11 protein-coding genes are annotated in these 13,491 nt (G+C 63.9%); 6 read left to right on the top strand and 5 right to left on the bottom strand.

Translation table 11 applies throughout. From position 1 onward, the window contains the following. Positions 1-109: 109 nt before the first annotated feature. Entirely contained in the window at positions 110-1,009 is a 900-nt protein-coding gene (locus QMX78_RS02250) for a LysR family transcriptional regulator (protein ID WP_282266143.1), read from the bottom strand. 107 nt (positions 1,010-1,116) lie between these two features. Between QMX78_RS02250 and QMX78_RS02245 the strand changes: the two genes are divergently transcribed. Further along, the gene (locus QMX78_RS02245) at positions 1,117-1,890 is read left to right on the top strand and encodes an SDR family oxidoreductase (protein ID WP_282266141.1); all 774 of its coding nucleotides are present in this window, start codon (positions 1,117-1,119) and stop codon (positions 1,888-1,890) included. Positions 1,891-2,051: 161 nt separating this feature from the next. On the opposite strand, the gene QMX78_RS02240 is transcribed toward QMX78_RS02245, so the two are convergent. Beyond that, the gene (locus QMX78_RS02240; RefSeq protein WP_282266139.1) at positions 2,052-3,680 is read right to left on the bottom strand and encodes a TldD/PmbA family protein; all 1,629 of its coding nucleotides are present in this window, start codon (positions 3,678-3,680) and stop codon (positions 2,052-2,054) included. A 155-nt stretch (positions 3,681-3,835) separates the two neighbouring features. Here QMX78_RS02240 and QMX78_RS02235 point away from each other — a divergent pair, with 155 nt between their 5' ends. Together QMX78_RS02235 and QMX78_RS02230 are read left to right on the top strand one after the other, a co-directional pair. Next, on the top strand, positions 3,836-4,471 hold the full coding sequence (locus QMX78_RS02235) for a DUF938 domain-containing protein (protein WP_282266137.1): 636 nt from the start codon (positions 3,836-3,838) through the stop codon (positions 4,469-4,471). 48 nt (positions 4,472-4,519) lie between these two features. Further along, positions 4,520-6,421 (top strand): peptidase M61, encoded by a 1,902-nt coding sequence (locus QMX78_RS02230; RefSeq protein WP_282266135.1) that lies wholly within the window; start codon positions 4,520-4,522, stop codon positions 6,419-6,421. Positions 6,422-6,598: 177 nt separating this feature from the next. Here QMX78_RS02230 and QMX78_RS02225 read toward each other — a convergent pair whose 3' ends face one another. The 3 genes from QMX78_RS02225 to QMX78_RS02215 are packed head-to-tail and all read right to left on the bottom strand — an operon-like array spanning position 6,599 to position 10,465. After that, the gene (locus QMX78_RS02225) at positions 6,599-8,851 is read right to left on the bottom strand and encodes a TonB-dependent receptor (RefSeq protein WP_282266133.1); all 2,253 of its coding nucleotides are present in this window, start codon (positions 8,849-8,851) and stop codon (positions 6,599-6,601) included. Between the two features lie 17 nt (positions 8,852-8,868). Beyond that, entirely contained in the window at positions 8,869-10,089 is a 1,221-nt protein-coding gene (locus QMX78_RS02220; RefSeq protein WP_282266130.1) for an MFS transporter, read from the bottom strand. Then, entirely contained in the window at positions 10,079-10,465 is a 387-nt protein-coding gene (locus tag QMX78_RS02215) for a hypothetical protein (protein ID WP_282266128.1), read from the bottom strand. Before QMX78_RS02215 ends, QMX78_RS02220 begins: the two co-directional genes overlap by 11 nt. A 136-nt stretch (positions 10,466-10,601) precedes the next feature. Between QMX78_RS02215 and QMX78_RS02210 the strand changes: the two genes are divergently transcribed. From QMX78_RS02210 to QMX78_RS02200, 3 genes are all read left to right on the top strand, one after another. Beyond that, positions 10,602-11,555 carry an AraC family transcriptional regulator gene (locus tag QMX78_RS02210; RefSeq protein ID WP_282266126.1) on the top strand — a complete coding sequence of 318 codons (954 nt, stop codon included), beginning with the start codon at positions 10,602-10,604 and terminating at the stop codon, positions 11,553-11,555. A 558-nt stretch (positions 11,556-12,113) separates the two neighbouring features. Beyond that, positions 12,114-12,380 (top strand): hypothetical protein, encoded by a 267-nt coding sequence (locus QMX78_RS02205; protein WP_282266124.1) that lies wholly within the window; start codon positions 12,114-12,116, stop codon positions 12,378-12,380. 194 nt (positions 12,381-12,574) lie between these two features. After that, positions 12,575-13,198, top strand: coding sequence for a hypothetical protein (locus tag QMX78_RS02200; protein ID WP_282266122.1), 624 nt, complete (start codon positions 12,575-12,577; stop codon positions 13,196-13,198). The last annotated feature ends 293 nt before the right edge of the window (positions 13,199-13,491 follow it).

Below are 13,491 nucleotides of genomic sequence, written 5' to 3'. Positions count from 1 at the left end.
CCAACCCTCCCCTTGGCCTATGGCCAAAGGGAGGGGGCGTAGTCCCTCCCTTTCGCGTAGCGAAGGGGAGGGTGGGGGAGGGGGAGCTCTTGCGCTAGTCGCAATCCAATCACCCAACCACTTCCAGCAACACCTGCTGCAACCAGTCCACGAACACCCGCAACCGCTGCGAGGGATGGCGACGATGCGGAAACAGCAGGTGCATCGGCATGGGATCGGCGCGATGCCCGGGCATCACTTCCAGCAGGCTGCCAGCCGCCAGCTCGGCACGCACGTCGTAGGCGGGAATCTGGATCATCCCCAAGCCGGCGATGCAGCAGGCGATGTAGGCCTCGGCACTGTTGACGGTGACCCGCCCCGCCAAGGGCTGGCTGCGCAGGACGCCGTTCTCGCGCCATTCCCAGGACTCGACCCGACCATTGCCGGGCGAGGCATACAGCACGCCCCAATGCATGCCGAGCTGCGAAGGATGCATGGGCATGCCATGGCGCTCCACGTACGCAGGGCTGGCCACGTTGATCAGCGGCAACTGACCCATGCTGCGTGCCACCAGCCGTGAGTCCTGCAACGGACCTACCCGCAACGCGCAATCCACGCCGTCCTCAACCAGATCGATGCTGCGATCGGTCATACCCAGTTCGACGTCGATCTGCGGAAACGCCTGCAGGAAGCCGGGCAATGCCGGGGCGATGACCAGGCGACCGATGCGGCCGGGCACATCCACCTTGATCCGCCCACTCAGGGCCTGCGGTGATTGCCGGAACAGCTGCTCGGCCTCGTCCGCATCGACGATCAACTGCTGGCAGCGGGCATGGAACAGCAACCCATCCTGGGTTGGCGTGACCCGCCGGGTGGTGCGGTGGAGCAGGCGCGTGCCCAGCCGCTGCTCCAGCGTGCGTACCGCCTCGGACACCGTGGAGCGCGGCAGCTTGAGCTGGTCGGCAGCGCGGGTGAAGCCGGCGCAGTCCACAACCCGCACGAAGACGCGGTACAGCTCGATACGATCCATGGCAATTGTCCGGATAGGCCGACAAGTGAAGTCAGAATGACCGGCTTTATCCGGAAAACCAAGTCGATAGGCTCTGTTGGCATTCCCCCAAGCCACAGGAGTTCGCAATGACCGACCATCGCATCCACGGCAAGACCATCCTCATCGCCGGCGGCGGCAAGAACCTGGGCGGCTTGTTGGCCCGTGATTTCGCCAGTCAAGGCGCCAGCGGCGTCGCCATCCACTACAACAGTGAGGCTGCGCGTGCCGAGGCCGAAGCGACCGCCGAAGCGGTGCGTGCAGCCGGCGCCAATGCACATCTGTTCCAGGCCGACCTGAGCTCGGCTGCGGCGATGGAGCAGCTGTTCGATGACGCGAAGCAGGCCATGGGCCGCATCGATATCGCCATCAACACGGTCGGCAAGGTGCTGAAGAAGCCGATGACGCAGATCAGCGAGGCCGAGTTCGATGCCATGGATGCGGTGAACAACAAGACCGCGTTCTTCTTCCTGAAAGAGGCCGGCCGCAACCTCGCCGACAACGGCAAGGTGTGCACGCTGGTGACGTCCTTGTTGGGCGCATTCACTCCGTTCTATTCCAGCTATGCCGGTACCAAGGCACCGGTGGAGCACTACACGCGTGCTGCGGCCAAGGAATTTGGCGAACGTGGGATTTCAGTGACCGCGATTGGCCCGGGACCGATGGACACCCCGTTCTTCTATCCGGCCGAGGGTGCGGATGCGGTGGCCTATCACAAGACTGCAGCGGCGCTGTCGCCGTTCTCCAAGACCGGGCTGACCGACATCGAGGACATCGTGCCGTGGGTGCGCTTCCTGGTATCCGAGGGCTGGTGGATGACCGGGCAGACGATCCTGGTCAATGGTGGGTATACGACGCGCTGAAAGCTTCCCCTCATCCGCCCCTTCGGGGCACCTTCTCCCGTAGACGGGAGAAGGGTGTCTACGGCTAAGCCTGCGATCTGCGAGTCCACGGCCAAGCCTGCGATCTGATAGCCCCTCTCCCGCTTGCGGGAGAGGGGTTGGGGTGAGGGCAGCTCTACGCCTTACCCCAACGACCGCGCCGTATTGATGATGTTCACCCCATCAAAGCGCGTGGTCGCCGAACCATGTGACACCGCTGATACCTGCCCCGGCTGGCCCTTGCCGTCAAAGAACGAACCGCCCATGCGGAAATCGCGCTCATCGCAGATCGCGCTGCAGGCATTCCAGAACTCCGGCGTGCGGATCTGGTAGGCCGCATCCTCGACCATGCCGGCGATCTCACCGTTCTTGATCTGGTAGCAGAGCTGTCCACCAAACTGCGCGTTGTAGCGCTGCTGGTCGATCGAATACGAACCACGGCCGTGGATGTAGATGCCGTTCTCCACGTTCTTGACCATCTGTGCCGGGGTCAGCGGCGTCTTGCCCGGTGCCAGCGACACATTGGCCATGCGCTGGAACTGCACGCTCTTCCACGAGTCGGCGTAGCTGCAACCGTGTGAGGCGTTCTCGCCAAGGATATGCACCTCATCGCGGGTCGCCTGGTAGTTGACCAGGATGCCGTCCTTGACCAGATCCCACTGCTTGGTCTTCACGCCCTCATCGTCATAGCCCACCGCACCCAGGCTGTAGGGCGCGGTCTTGTCGGCGGTGAAGTTGACGATGTCGCTGCCCCAGCGGAAGCCAGCTTCGCGCTTGTCCAGCGTGGCGAAGCTGGTGCCGGCGTAGTTGGCTTCATAGCCCAGCACACGGTCCAGCTCCAGCGGATGGCCGACGTTCTCGTGGATGGTCAGGAACAGGTTGGACGGGTCCAGCACCAGGTCGTACTTGCCCGGTTTCACCGACGGCGCGGTGAGCTTGGCACGCGCCTGTTTGGCGGCGGCGATGGCATCTTCCACCGGATCATAGGAATGGCCGTAGGCCACCACGCCACCGGGCAGCTGATGCTTGTCGGCGGCGTTGCCGTCGAGGAACTCCCAACCCATGCCGGCAGGCGCCGACAGCCCGGCGCGGGTGCGGAACTTGCCGCTGGCCTTGTCGATGGCGGTGGCGGTGAACGGCAGCCAGATGCGGTGTACGTCCTGGTCGATCCAGGAGCCGTCGCTGGAGGCGAAGTACTTCTGCTCGTTGACCAGGAACAGCTGCGAGTTGATGAAGTTGGCACCGGCATTGATCGCCGCTGCATTGATCGACAGCAACAGATCGACCTTGTCCTTGACTGGTACCGCCATCGCGTTCTGGCGGATCGGCGTCTTCCACTGCACCTCGCCCACGCCCGGCGTGGGTGCCAGCTGCACCGGCTTGGTCTGGATCTTCGCGTTGGCCCTGGCAATTGCAATTGCCTGCGCCACGGCGGCGGCTACGCCCTGCGTGGTGGACTGGTTGCTGGCGGCAAAGCCCCAGGCGCCATTGACGATCACGCGGATGCCGACGCCGGCCGACTCGCTGTTGGTGACGTTCTGCACCTTGTCTTCGCGGGTGACGATGGCCTGGTTGAGGTAGCGGCCGATGCGCACGTCGCAGTAACTGGCGCCGCCCTGCTTGGCCAGCGCCAGCACGGTGTCGGCAAGCAGCTTCTTCTTGGCCACATCGGCCGGGGCCAACAACTCCTCGGCAGCGATCAGCTGTGCATTGGGCAGCATGAAGCCGGCGAGGCCGAGGCCGGAGAGCGAAAGAAACTGGCGGCGTTGCATGACGGGCGGAACTCCAGAGCCAGCGATGCACTGCATCGCACAAGACCCTTGAATCTCGGCGGCGCGGGGGTTCAGGCACAAGTGACCATGGTCATGCATGGCGGTAAACAGGCACTGCGGCACAATCTGCGCTGCATTCCCCCAGGCCTCCCGCGATGACCAGCAAGCCGTACTCCGAATCCTGCGAGCGCAACCGCGCGCCCATCCTGCAGGTGCTGCAGCAGCACCTGGGCCAGGCCCGCACCGTCCTGGAGATCGGCAGTGGCACCGGCCAGCATGCCGTGCATTTCGCCGCTGCGATGCCGTGGCTGCGCTGGCAGGCCAGCGATCACTGCGACTACCTGCCCGGGATACGCCAATGGCTGGACGAGGCGGCGCTGCCGAACACGCCTGCGCCGCTGGAACTGCAGGCAGTGATTGGCGAAGGCCTGCAGCCCTTGCCGCCGCTGCCGGTGCATGACAGCGTGGCCGGCTTCGACGCCGTGTTCAGCGCCAACACCCTGCACATCATGGGCTGGGAGGAAGTACAGGCGCTGTTTGCCGGGCTGCCGTCGCTTATGGCGCCAGAAGGGTTGTTGGTCGCCTATGGCCCGTTCAACTACAACGGTGCCTTCACCAGCGACAGCAACCAGCACTTCGACGGCTGGCTGAAGGCGCGGGACCCGCGCTCTGGCATCCGCGATTTCGAGGCGGTTGATGCCTTGGCACGCGCGCAGCAGCTGGAGCTGCGCGAGGACGTGGCGATGCCGGCCAACAACCGCTGCCTGGTATGGCGACGTATGCCCGTTTGAAGCCGGGCGGGCTAGGATGCGAAGACTTCAGGCAAGGGGCGGGGCGTGATGCAGGGACGTAAGTGGTTGGTGGCGATGATGCTGGGCCTTGTTCCGCTGGCGGGCCTGCAGGCGCAGCCGCTGGATGCACGGGCAGCGGCGATGCAGGTGCAGGCGAGCTATCCGGGCGTGATCGAGCTGGAGGTGGATGCCAGCGACATCCAGCGCCGCATCCAGCGAGTGCACCAGCGCATTCCGGTATCGGCCGGTGCGCTGACCCTGTGGTACCCGCAGTGGATACCGGGCAATCACGCGCCAACTGGCCCGATCAACCAGATGGCCGGGCTGGTCATCCGCGGCAACGGCCAGGTACTGCAATGGGCGCGCGATTCCGGCGACATGTATGCGTTCAAGCTGCAGGTGCCGGAGGGCGTCGGCGTGCTGGATATCGAGTTCCAGTACCTGTCACCGACCGCCAGCGACCAGGGCCGGGTGGCGATGACGCCCAACATGCTCGATCTGCAGTGGCATCGCGTGCTGTTGTACCCGGCCGGGTATGACGCACGCGGCATCCAGGTCAAACCCAGCCTGCGCCTGCCTGACGGCTGGCAGAGCGGCACGGCATTGGATGTTGCACAGCGCAGCGGCGGCAATGAGCAGTACGCACCGGTGTCGCTGATGACCCTGATTGATTCACCGGTATTCGCCGGCCAGTACTTCAAGCGCTTCGCGCTGGACGAGACATCCAAACAGCCGGTGTGGCTGGACGTGGTCGGCGAAAACCCGCAGGGCCTGCAGGCCGATGCCAAGGTGCTGGATGCACACCGTGCGCTGGTGCGCGAGGCCGATGCAGTATTCGGTTCGCGCCCGTACACGCGTTACAACTTCCTGCTGGCGGTATCGGACGTGTTCAGTGGCATCGGCCTTGAGCATGCGCAGAGTAGCGAGAACGGCATGCACGACGGCTACCTGCGTGGCGAGCGGCCCTTCCTCGACAACGACCTGCTGCCGCATGAGTACGCACACGCCTGGGTAGGCAAGGCATGGCGTCCACGCCCAACCTGGGTGCCGCATTACAACGCGCCGATGCACAACGACGAGTTGTGGATGTACGAAGGCCAGACCCAGTACTGGGCGGTGGTGTTGGCCGCACGTTCCGGGCTATGGAAGCCGGACTATGCGATGGCGATGCTGGCACAGCTGCAGGCCAACTACGCAACACAGCCGGGCCGGCAATGGCGCGACCTGCACGACACCGTGCACCAGGGCATCCTCGACTTCAATTCCAAGCCGCAGGCCTGGGCCGACTGGCAGCGTGCGTTCGAGTTCTACAACGAGAGCACGCTGCTATGGCTGGGCGTGGATGCACGCCTGCGCAGCCTTTCCAAAGGCAAGGTCACGCTGGACGATTTCGCCAAGCGCTTCCATCAAGGTGGCAAGCAGGGCGAGATCCGCCTGTATGACCGCGCCGACGTGATGCAGGGTCTGGAAGCGGTGCAGCCCGGCAACTGGGATGCCTTCATCGGCAACCGATTGGATGCGCGTGATGGCAAGGCGCCGGATGGTCTGGCGGCAGCGGGCTGGGAGTTGTACTTCGACGACCAGCCGAATCTGGTGGTTGCAGATGGTGAGGCTGATGGCGCTACCGACCTGCAGTATTCCTTGGGTTTGAAGATTGGCAGTGACGGCGTGCTGCAGGCCGTGGGTTGGGATAGCCCTGCCTTCAAGGCGGGCTTGGCCAAGGATGTGACGGTTATTGCGGTGAACGGCTTGGCCTATAGCGGTGGGCGTATCAAGCAGGCGCTGATTGATGGCAAGCAGAACGGCACGCCGATCGAGTTGATCGTGCGACAGGCGGACAGCTTCCGCACCGTGCGTATCGATTACCGCGAGGGGCTGCGCTATCCGCATCTGCGGAGGATTGCAGGGACGGCGGATCTGTTGACGCGGATTCTGGCGGCGCGGAGGTAATGAACTGCTCGCGCTGCTGGCTATTGCTTCTCCCGCTTGCGGGAGAAGGTGGCCCGAAGGGTCGGATGAGGGGAAGCTTTTAAAGCAATGGGTCTGCTCGCTAGAAGCTTCCCCTCACCCCAACCCCTCTCCCGTAAACGGGAGAGGGGCTACCAGCGCCCCTGGTGCTCGTAGGCCTCAGTACTCCACCCGATACCCAACCCCAAACGTCCGCCCCTGCGCCGGCACGCTGGAAATCTTGCCGTAGGTCGCTTCCGCCTGCTGGCCATACACGGTCTTGTAGTCGCGATCAGCCAGGTTGTAGACGCCCACGCTGAACCGCCCACCGGCCAGCGGCAGCTCACCGATCAGATCGAACACCGCATAGCCACGGATCTTTGCCGCCGGCGTCGCGCGGATGGTTGGACTGACCGAGGCCAGCTGCGCATCACGCCACGCATCATCGGTGCCACCGACGGCCTGGCCCTGCAGACGCAGCAGACTATCGTTGGCAAAGCGCCACTGACCATGCACGCCAGCCTTCAACGGCGATACGCGGAACGCATTGAGCTCACGCCACTGGCCAGCCGCATCACTGTACTGACCGCGGGTGCTGGCGACGCTGGCACCCAGTTCCAGTTGTGCGTTAGGCGTATAGCGCAGGTTGGCTTCCACGCCGTAAACGCGCTCGTCGGTATCGGCCACCGACACACTGTAGTTGCGGTTGAACTGCACGGTCTTGTCCGAGCGGTTGTAGAACGCGGTCACCGCACTCTGCAGCTGCGTGTTGTTCAAGCGCCAGCCCAGCTCGTAGTTGTCGACCTTGATCGGGCCGATGTTGCGGCTGTCGATGACGAAGTTGGCTGGAACGTCACGCAGCATGCGCTGCGTATCGGGCAGGCTGAAGCCCTGCGAGAAGTTGGCGAACAACTGCTGCGCGTCGCTGAACTTGTAGACCACGCCGGCATTGAACAGCGTCTGCGAATGGCGCACGCGGCCACCGGCCAGCAGCTGCGGCTGATAGCCGGCCACTGCGTCGGCGGTGATCGCCTCGGTGTAGGGCAGCGAATCGTCCACGTTGTTGCGCAGGATCTGGTGGCGCATGCCTGCCTGCACGCTGAAACGTTCGCTCAGCGCATGGTCGGCCTGCAGGAACAGGCCGGTGGTATCCACGCGCACATCCGGGCCCATCGCGTATTGCGCGGTCGGCACATAGTTCAAGCCATTGCTGGCGATGAAGCGGTTGATGTCGTACATCTGCCCGCGCTGGCTGTCCTCTTCGCGCTCATGGTCCACGCCATAGGACAGCTGCAGGCTGCGCCCGCCGATATCGAAACCCTTGTGCAGGGCGCTGCGCAGGCCCCAGACGTCGATGTCGGTATTGGACTGCATGGCCACATAGGCATAGCCACCGGGCAGCGCCGGATGCACCAACGTCGATACCGACGGGAACCAGCGGCCCTGTTCGTTGCGGTAATAGGCTTCCACGCTCAGCTCCTGGCCGCCGAACACATCGCGGTTGCGGTACTGCGCATTGACGCCCTGGTGGCGGGTGCGCGGCTGTGCGTTCAACTGCAGACCATCGACGGCGTTGTGGCTGGGCTGGAAAGCGGGGTTGAACAGCACCGCCAGGCCCGGGCCGTAATCCGGGCCGTGGTCGCTGTCCTGCTGGTCGTCATACCAACGCACGCCCACGCTGAGCTGCTGGGCCGGGCTAAGCGCCCATTCAAGGCGCGCGTTGAGTTCCTTGGTCTCGGTGTCCTGACGGTCGGTCTGGGCGATCTCCGGGCCGATGCGGCGGCCATGCGCATCCAGCGATGCGCCCTGGCGGCCATAGGCGATACCGAAGGCACCGCTGAAGCTGTCACCACGCACGGTCATGGTCTGCGCGGCGTTCCAGGCCAGGTTGTCGCTGGATACATCCGAGGGCGTGCGCAGGCCGAGCTGGCTGGCCAGCTGCACCGGCGCGTCGCCCGGCTGCAGGGTGATGATGTTGATGATGCCGCCGCTGGCACCGGCGCCGTACAACGCGGTGGCACCGGAGATCACCTCGATGCGCTCGATCATCGTCGGTGAGATGCTGTTGAGCTGGCGCGAGCCATCACGTGCGCCGGTCAGCGGCACGCCATCGATCATCAGCTGCACGCTGCGGCCACGCATGGTCATGCCGTAGTTGCTGGTGGTGCCACTGGCCGGTGCCAGTGACGGCACCAGCTGGCCGAGGATGTCGGCGGTGCTGCGGCCGGCAGCGGTCTGCTGGGCGATCTGCTCGCGCTCGATGGCGTACACGGTGCCGGCGATCTCGGCCACGCTGCGTGCGCCGCGCACGGCGGTGACGCTGACGGCATCCAGCTGGCGGGTGCCGGTGGTGGTGTTGGCCTGTGCTGCAAGCTGGCCACTGATGGCCAGGCTCAGCAGGGCGAGCGGAAGCGTTGCTGCGGTATGCCGCATGGTGTCCTCGAAACGTATCAGGGAGAAGAAGGAGAGGGCGCGAAGAGGCGCAGCAGCGGCCGGCACAACAGCAACCCAAGCGCGGAGACGATCGCCAGCGCCACGTAATAAGCGGGGTAACCCAGGCCCTTGGCGAGGAAGCCGGACAAGGCACCGCCGATGAAGAAGATCAGCAGTTCGAAGCACACCAGCAGGGTGAAATCGGTACCGGCCTGCTCGCGCGAGCTGAGCCGCATGAACAAGGCATACAGGCTGGTCATGGCGACATAGCGCAGGGCCAGCAGGGCAATCACCAGCGCGCCCAGCCCAAACTGCGAGGAGGCAAGCACACCGCTGTAAAGCAAGGCGGCCAGCAGCACATACAGCAGCGTGCGCCACCAACCGGCGTGCATCAGCAGCTGTTCGGCGCTGCGCTGCTTGAGCAGCCAGGCCGCGCCCAACGCAGCCAACATGCCAATGCCGGCACCGCCCACCGAGATCAGCAGGCCGATCTCGGTCAGGCTCCACTTCTGGTCGACCAGCAGCGGATTGACCATCGCCATCGCCGGTGCTTCCACCATGCGATACAGGACGATCAGCAGCAGCGCCCAGCGCAGCTCGGGCCGGCGCAGCGCACGCAGCACGCTCGGCCGCTGGCTGGCCGCCGGCCGTGGCACCTCGTTGATCTGCTGTACGGCGAACAGGGTCAAGGCACTCATCGCCGCCAGACTCAGCAGGGCCACGTTCCAGCCGCGGGTTTCGTACAGCCACAGCACGCCTGCGCCGCCGACCATGCTGCCCAGCGCCACGCCCACGCTCTGCGCCATGCTGCCCAGGCGGTGCTCTGCCGGTGCCAATGCTTCCACCGTATAGCCATCGATGGCGATGTCCTGGGTGGCGGCGATGGTGGAGATCCACATGCCGACCAGCACGAACACGGTCAGGCCATGGTCCAGTCCGGTGAAGGCCAATACCAGGATGCCAACCAGCAACAACAACTGGGTCAGCCACAACCAGCTGCGGCGACGGCCCAGGGCAGGCAGGTGCCAGCGGTCCACCAGCGGCGCCCACAGGAATTTGAATGCCCAAGGCAGGTACAGCAGCGACAACATGCCGATCCAGCGCAGGTCCACGCTCTGGCTGCGCAGGATGGCGGGTACCGCCACGTTGTAGAAATACAGCGGCAGCGCATGCGCCATGTACAGCGCCACGATGACGCCAAGGCCGAAACGGGAGGCCGCGCCGTGTTCAGTGCGCATCGGCCTGCTCCAGCTGTTGGCCGACCCAGCGCATGCCGTCGGCGTCGTCAGTGGTGACGTAGTAGGGCACGCCCCAGGCCGCATGCAGGGCCGGCGTATCCAGCCGCTGCAGCTCGGCGGCGCTGCTGGCGATGCGCACCAGGCCCTTGCAGTAAACACGGAAGGCGGGTTTGTGCTGCTTGTACCAGAGCGCCTGGATGGCGCGGTAATCGTCACTGAAGCTGGCGCCGGGCACGGTGCTGGCGATGAAGTAGAACGGCGTGGCGGCCACGATCAAGGCTTCCACGCGCTGCAGCCAGTGGCGGATCTCGTCCGCGCTGACCGCATCGTGGAAGACGGCGCGGACCACGGCCGCCTGCTTGATCGTCAAACCCATTGCCACTGACCTTCACTGAATACGGGGCAGGGCCGTCCATACGCGGCCCCTCAAATAAGAATAGTTATCAATACCATTGAAAGTTTAGGCGCAGCGAAGGAAAATTTAGGCAGGACCACATTCCGGGATGCCCTGCATGCAGGTTTTCACCTGCGCCGAACTAATGACCGCAGCAAACGCGCTGGGCGGGCAGGTTGATTTCGATGCCGGCATGGCCGACGCCACCCCGGTGCTGGCCGGCTGGCAGCAGGTGCACGCGCTGGACGATGGCGTGTCGCTCTACCTGAGCCGTAGCCGCGACATGGTGGGCGGCTGCAGCCACAACCGCCTGGCACCGGGCATCACCGCCGGTTTCCTGGTGGATGGCGAGGCCGACGTTGCCATCGGCAAGCACCGCTTGCGGCTGGAGGGCAACCATCGACGCATGCCGACCATGCTGGTCCACCTGCGTGAGGAAGACAGCTTCCAGCGCCATTGGCAGGCTGGACGACAGGAAGGCAAGGTCAGCCTGCACCTCAGCGATGACTGGTTGCAGCGGCAGTTGCAGGCCGATTCCCGTGGCAGTGCCCGATTGGCACGCATTTGTAATGGCCATGCCGACAACCATGCATGGCGGCCGCCGGCGCCGTTGTTGCAGCGGGCGACGCAACTGCTGGAGAACAAGACCGGTTCGCTGCCATTGCTGCGCCGCCTGCAGCAGGAAAGCTTTGCCCTGGAACTGGCGGCGGACGTGCTGCAGACACTGGCCAGCGAGGGCAGCGAGAAGCCTTTGGGTGCGCACCTGCAGCGCTGCGTCACCCGCCTGCAGCAGTGGTTGCAAAGTGGAGAGGCCGACACACTGAGCATCGTGCAGATGGCGCGCCAGCTCGGCACCAATGCAGTTGACCTGCAACGTGGCTTCCAGCATTGCCATGGCCAAAGCATCGCCAACTACCAGCGCGAGCTACGGCTGGAACGCGCCCGCCAGGCATTGCTGCGCCAGCGCGTTCCCGTGGATGTGGCCGCCACCATAGCTGGCTACGCACACACCAGCAGCTTCAGCGCCGCGTTCAAGCGCCAGTACGGCACATCACCCTCGCAGCTGAAGTAGCGTCCGCTGATTGGCTGTTTGTAGGAGCGGCGTAAGCCGCGAAGCCACCAAACTGAAACGCCTGCACGGTCCGTGCATCCAATGGTGCCAGCTGGCAGCGAACCAGCTGATCAACAAACGCGCAGAAATTGATCATCGTGCCGAATGTTCCGATAGACAGCTCGTGGCATAGAGCCACCACACCGCGCGACGCAGCAGCTGCATGTTGCATACAGAGCTCACACCGACTTCGTGCACTTCTTGCAGCCGACCACGATGCCAATTCATACCGATGAATTGGCAAATCGAAGACCTCGTTGCATGGTCATAAGCGCAGAAGCGAACGCCTGTTCACCCGAAAATTTTCACCTCGTATCTGCATAGATGACTGCGCCCACCACGCGTTGGTCCATCAAATTCAACGGCATTCCTTGAGCTTGCTGAATTCAAGCAACAACGCTGCTCATTCAAACACCTTCACAGTTCATTTATCTGTGCAAACGTCAGCTGAAAGCGCATCACGCTGCTCTGCAGAAACGTAGCTATATTCGAGATCCCCCAAACGTAGGAGGAAGTGGAATGTTCATGACCAAGCAGAAAATGGTGATGGCGCGTACGCTCGGCGTGGCAGTCGTCGTCATGAGCCTGGCGTCCTGTGCAACCTATAAAGAAGAGTTCGCAGGGATCAACTCACGCCTCGACCAACTCGACACGAGGGTGCAGGGCGCGGCACAGAGCGCCGAGTCAGCCAACCAGTCCGCACAGCAGGCCAACCAACGGCTGGATCAAATTGAAGGTCGCGTCCAGCAACTCGAAAATGCACCACGCCGTACACCGCGCGGCTGATCGCTCCATCCGATTCATGATGAATATCTGAATTCAGGATCCGGTGGCCTTGACCGGCCACTGGCTTCCTCCCCCGATCAGTCTTCATTGCAAGGAACCGTCCCATCCGTACGCACACATACCCTGCAATCCTCGCCGCTTTTGGCGTGCTGGCGTTCGCAAGCGTCAACGTAGCCAGCGCCCGAGACGCCACCGTGCAACAAACGGCAGGCGCCGTCGATCAGCTCCCGCCAGATCAAAAGGTGTCCGACACGGTGATTGAACTTGCCGGTTGGGTTGTCGCAAGCAAGGACAACCAGGGCTATCCGTTCGCGATCATGGACAAGGCCGCGGCACAGATCCTTGTGTTCAGTGGCGACGGCCGACTGCGCGGCGCCACGCCCGGACTGTTTGGCTCGGCAACCGGCGATCACGTAGCTCCTGGCGTAGCCGGACTCGCGCTGCGCGAGATTCCGGGCCGCGACCGCACCACACCCGCGGGTCGTTTCATCGGCGGCTTCGGCCCCTCGCTTGATGCGGGCCGCGTGCTGTGGGTGGACTACGATTCCGCAGTCTCCATCCATCCCACCGCTACCGGCGTGCCCGCCGAGCGGCGTGCAGAGCGCCTCGCATCGCCAACACCGGACGACAACCGTGTCACCCACGGCTGCATCAACATCGCGCCGGACTTCTACGAACAGATCGTCAGCCCGACATTCGAGCGCGGCGGCCTGTTCTACATCCTGCCGGACAAGGACAGCCTGGAAGCGACCTTCCCGGAGTTCGCAAAGAGTCGCGCCGCCGGGACAGACCGCGAAGGCAAACACGCAGGGCGCTGAAGAAGGTGCCCTGCCTGCGCATCCGCATCCGCATCAGCAGCGAGAGGCTCCTTCTTTTGTAGGAAGGAGCGGCGTAAGCCGCGAAGCAAGCACCCCCTGCAGAGCTTCCAATGCAACCGAATCAATCCACAGTCCTGTCAACGAACCCACGCGTATAAGGCAACACCGACGTCCCCCCGCTTTCAGTAGCGGGGCCCTTTAGAGTCCAGATTTAATCGTAGCGGCTTTGGCCGCCAACTGTTGGGCATAGGCGGCCGGTGTCAGGCCGCCCAAGATCTTCTTCGGTCGTTCCT

The sequence above is a fragment of the Stenotrophomonas sp. PS02298 genome (assembly GCF_029959445.1).
Lineage (GTDB): Bacteria > Pseudomonadota > Gammaproteobacteria > Xanthomonadales > Xanthomonadaceae > Stenotrophomonas.
The sequence above is the reverse complement of the archived record's forward strand: the minus strand, read 5'-3'. Positions and strand labels throughout refer to the sequence as shown.

Excerpts from the sequence above, each read along its gene's own strand:
- QMX78_RS02250 (WP_282266143.1), bottom strand. The coding sequence starts at position 1,009 with ATGGATCGTATCGAGCTGTACCGCGTCTTCGTGCGGGTTGTGGACTGC.
- QMX78_RS02245 (WP_282266141.1), top strand. The coding sequence starts at position 1,117 with ATGACCGACCATCGCATCCACGGCAAGACCATCCTCATCGCCGGCGGC.
- QMX78_RS02240 (WP_282266139.1), bottom strand. The coding sequence starts at position 3,680 with ATGCAACGCCGCCAGTTTCTTTCGCTCTCCGGCCTCGGCCTCGCCGGC.
- QMX78_RS02235 (WP_282266137.1), top strand. The coding sequence starts at position 3,836 with ATGACCAGCAAGCCGTACTCCGAATCCTGCGAGCGCAACCGCGCGCCC.
- QMX78_RS02230 (WP_282266135.1), top strand. The coding sequence starts at position 4,520 with ATGCAGGGACGTAAGTGGTTGGTGGCGATGATGCTGGGCCTTGTTCCG.
- QMX78_RS02225 (WP_282266133.1), bottom strand. The coding sequence starts at position 8,851 with ATGCGGCATACCGCAGCAACGCTTCCGCTCGCCCTGCTGAGCCTGGCC.
- QMX78_RS02220 (WP_282266130.1), bottom strand. The coding sequence starts at position 10,089 with ATGCGCACTGAACACGGCGCGGCCTCCCGTTTCGGCCTTGGCGTCATC.
- QMX78_RS02215 (WP_282266128.1), bottom strand. The coding sequence starts at position 10,465 with ATGGGTTTGACGATCAAGCAGGCGGCCGTGGTCCGCGCCGTCTTCCAC.
- QMX78_RS02210 (WP_282266126.1), top strand. The coding sequence starts at position 10,602 with ATGCAGGTTTTCACCTGCGCCGAACTAATGACCGCAGCAAACGCGCTG.
- QMX78_RS02205 (WP_282266124.1), top strand. The coding sequence starts at position 12,114 with ATGTTCATGACCAAGCAGAAAATGGTGATGGCGCGTACGCTCGGCGTG.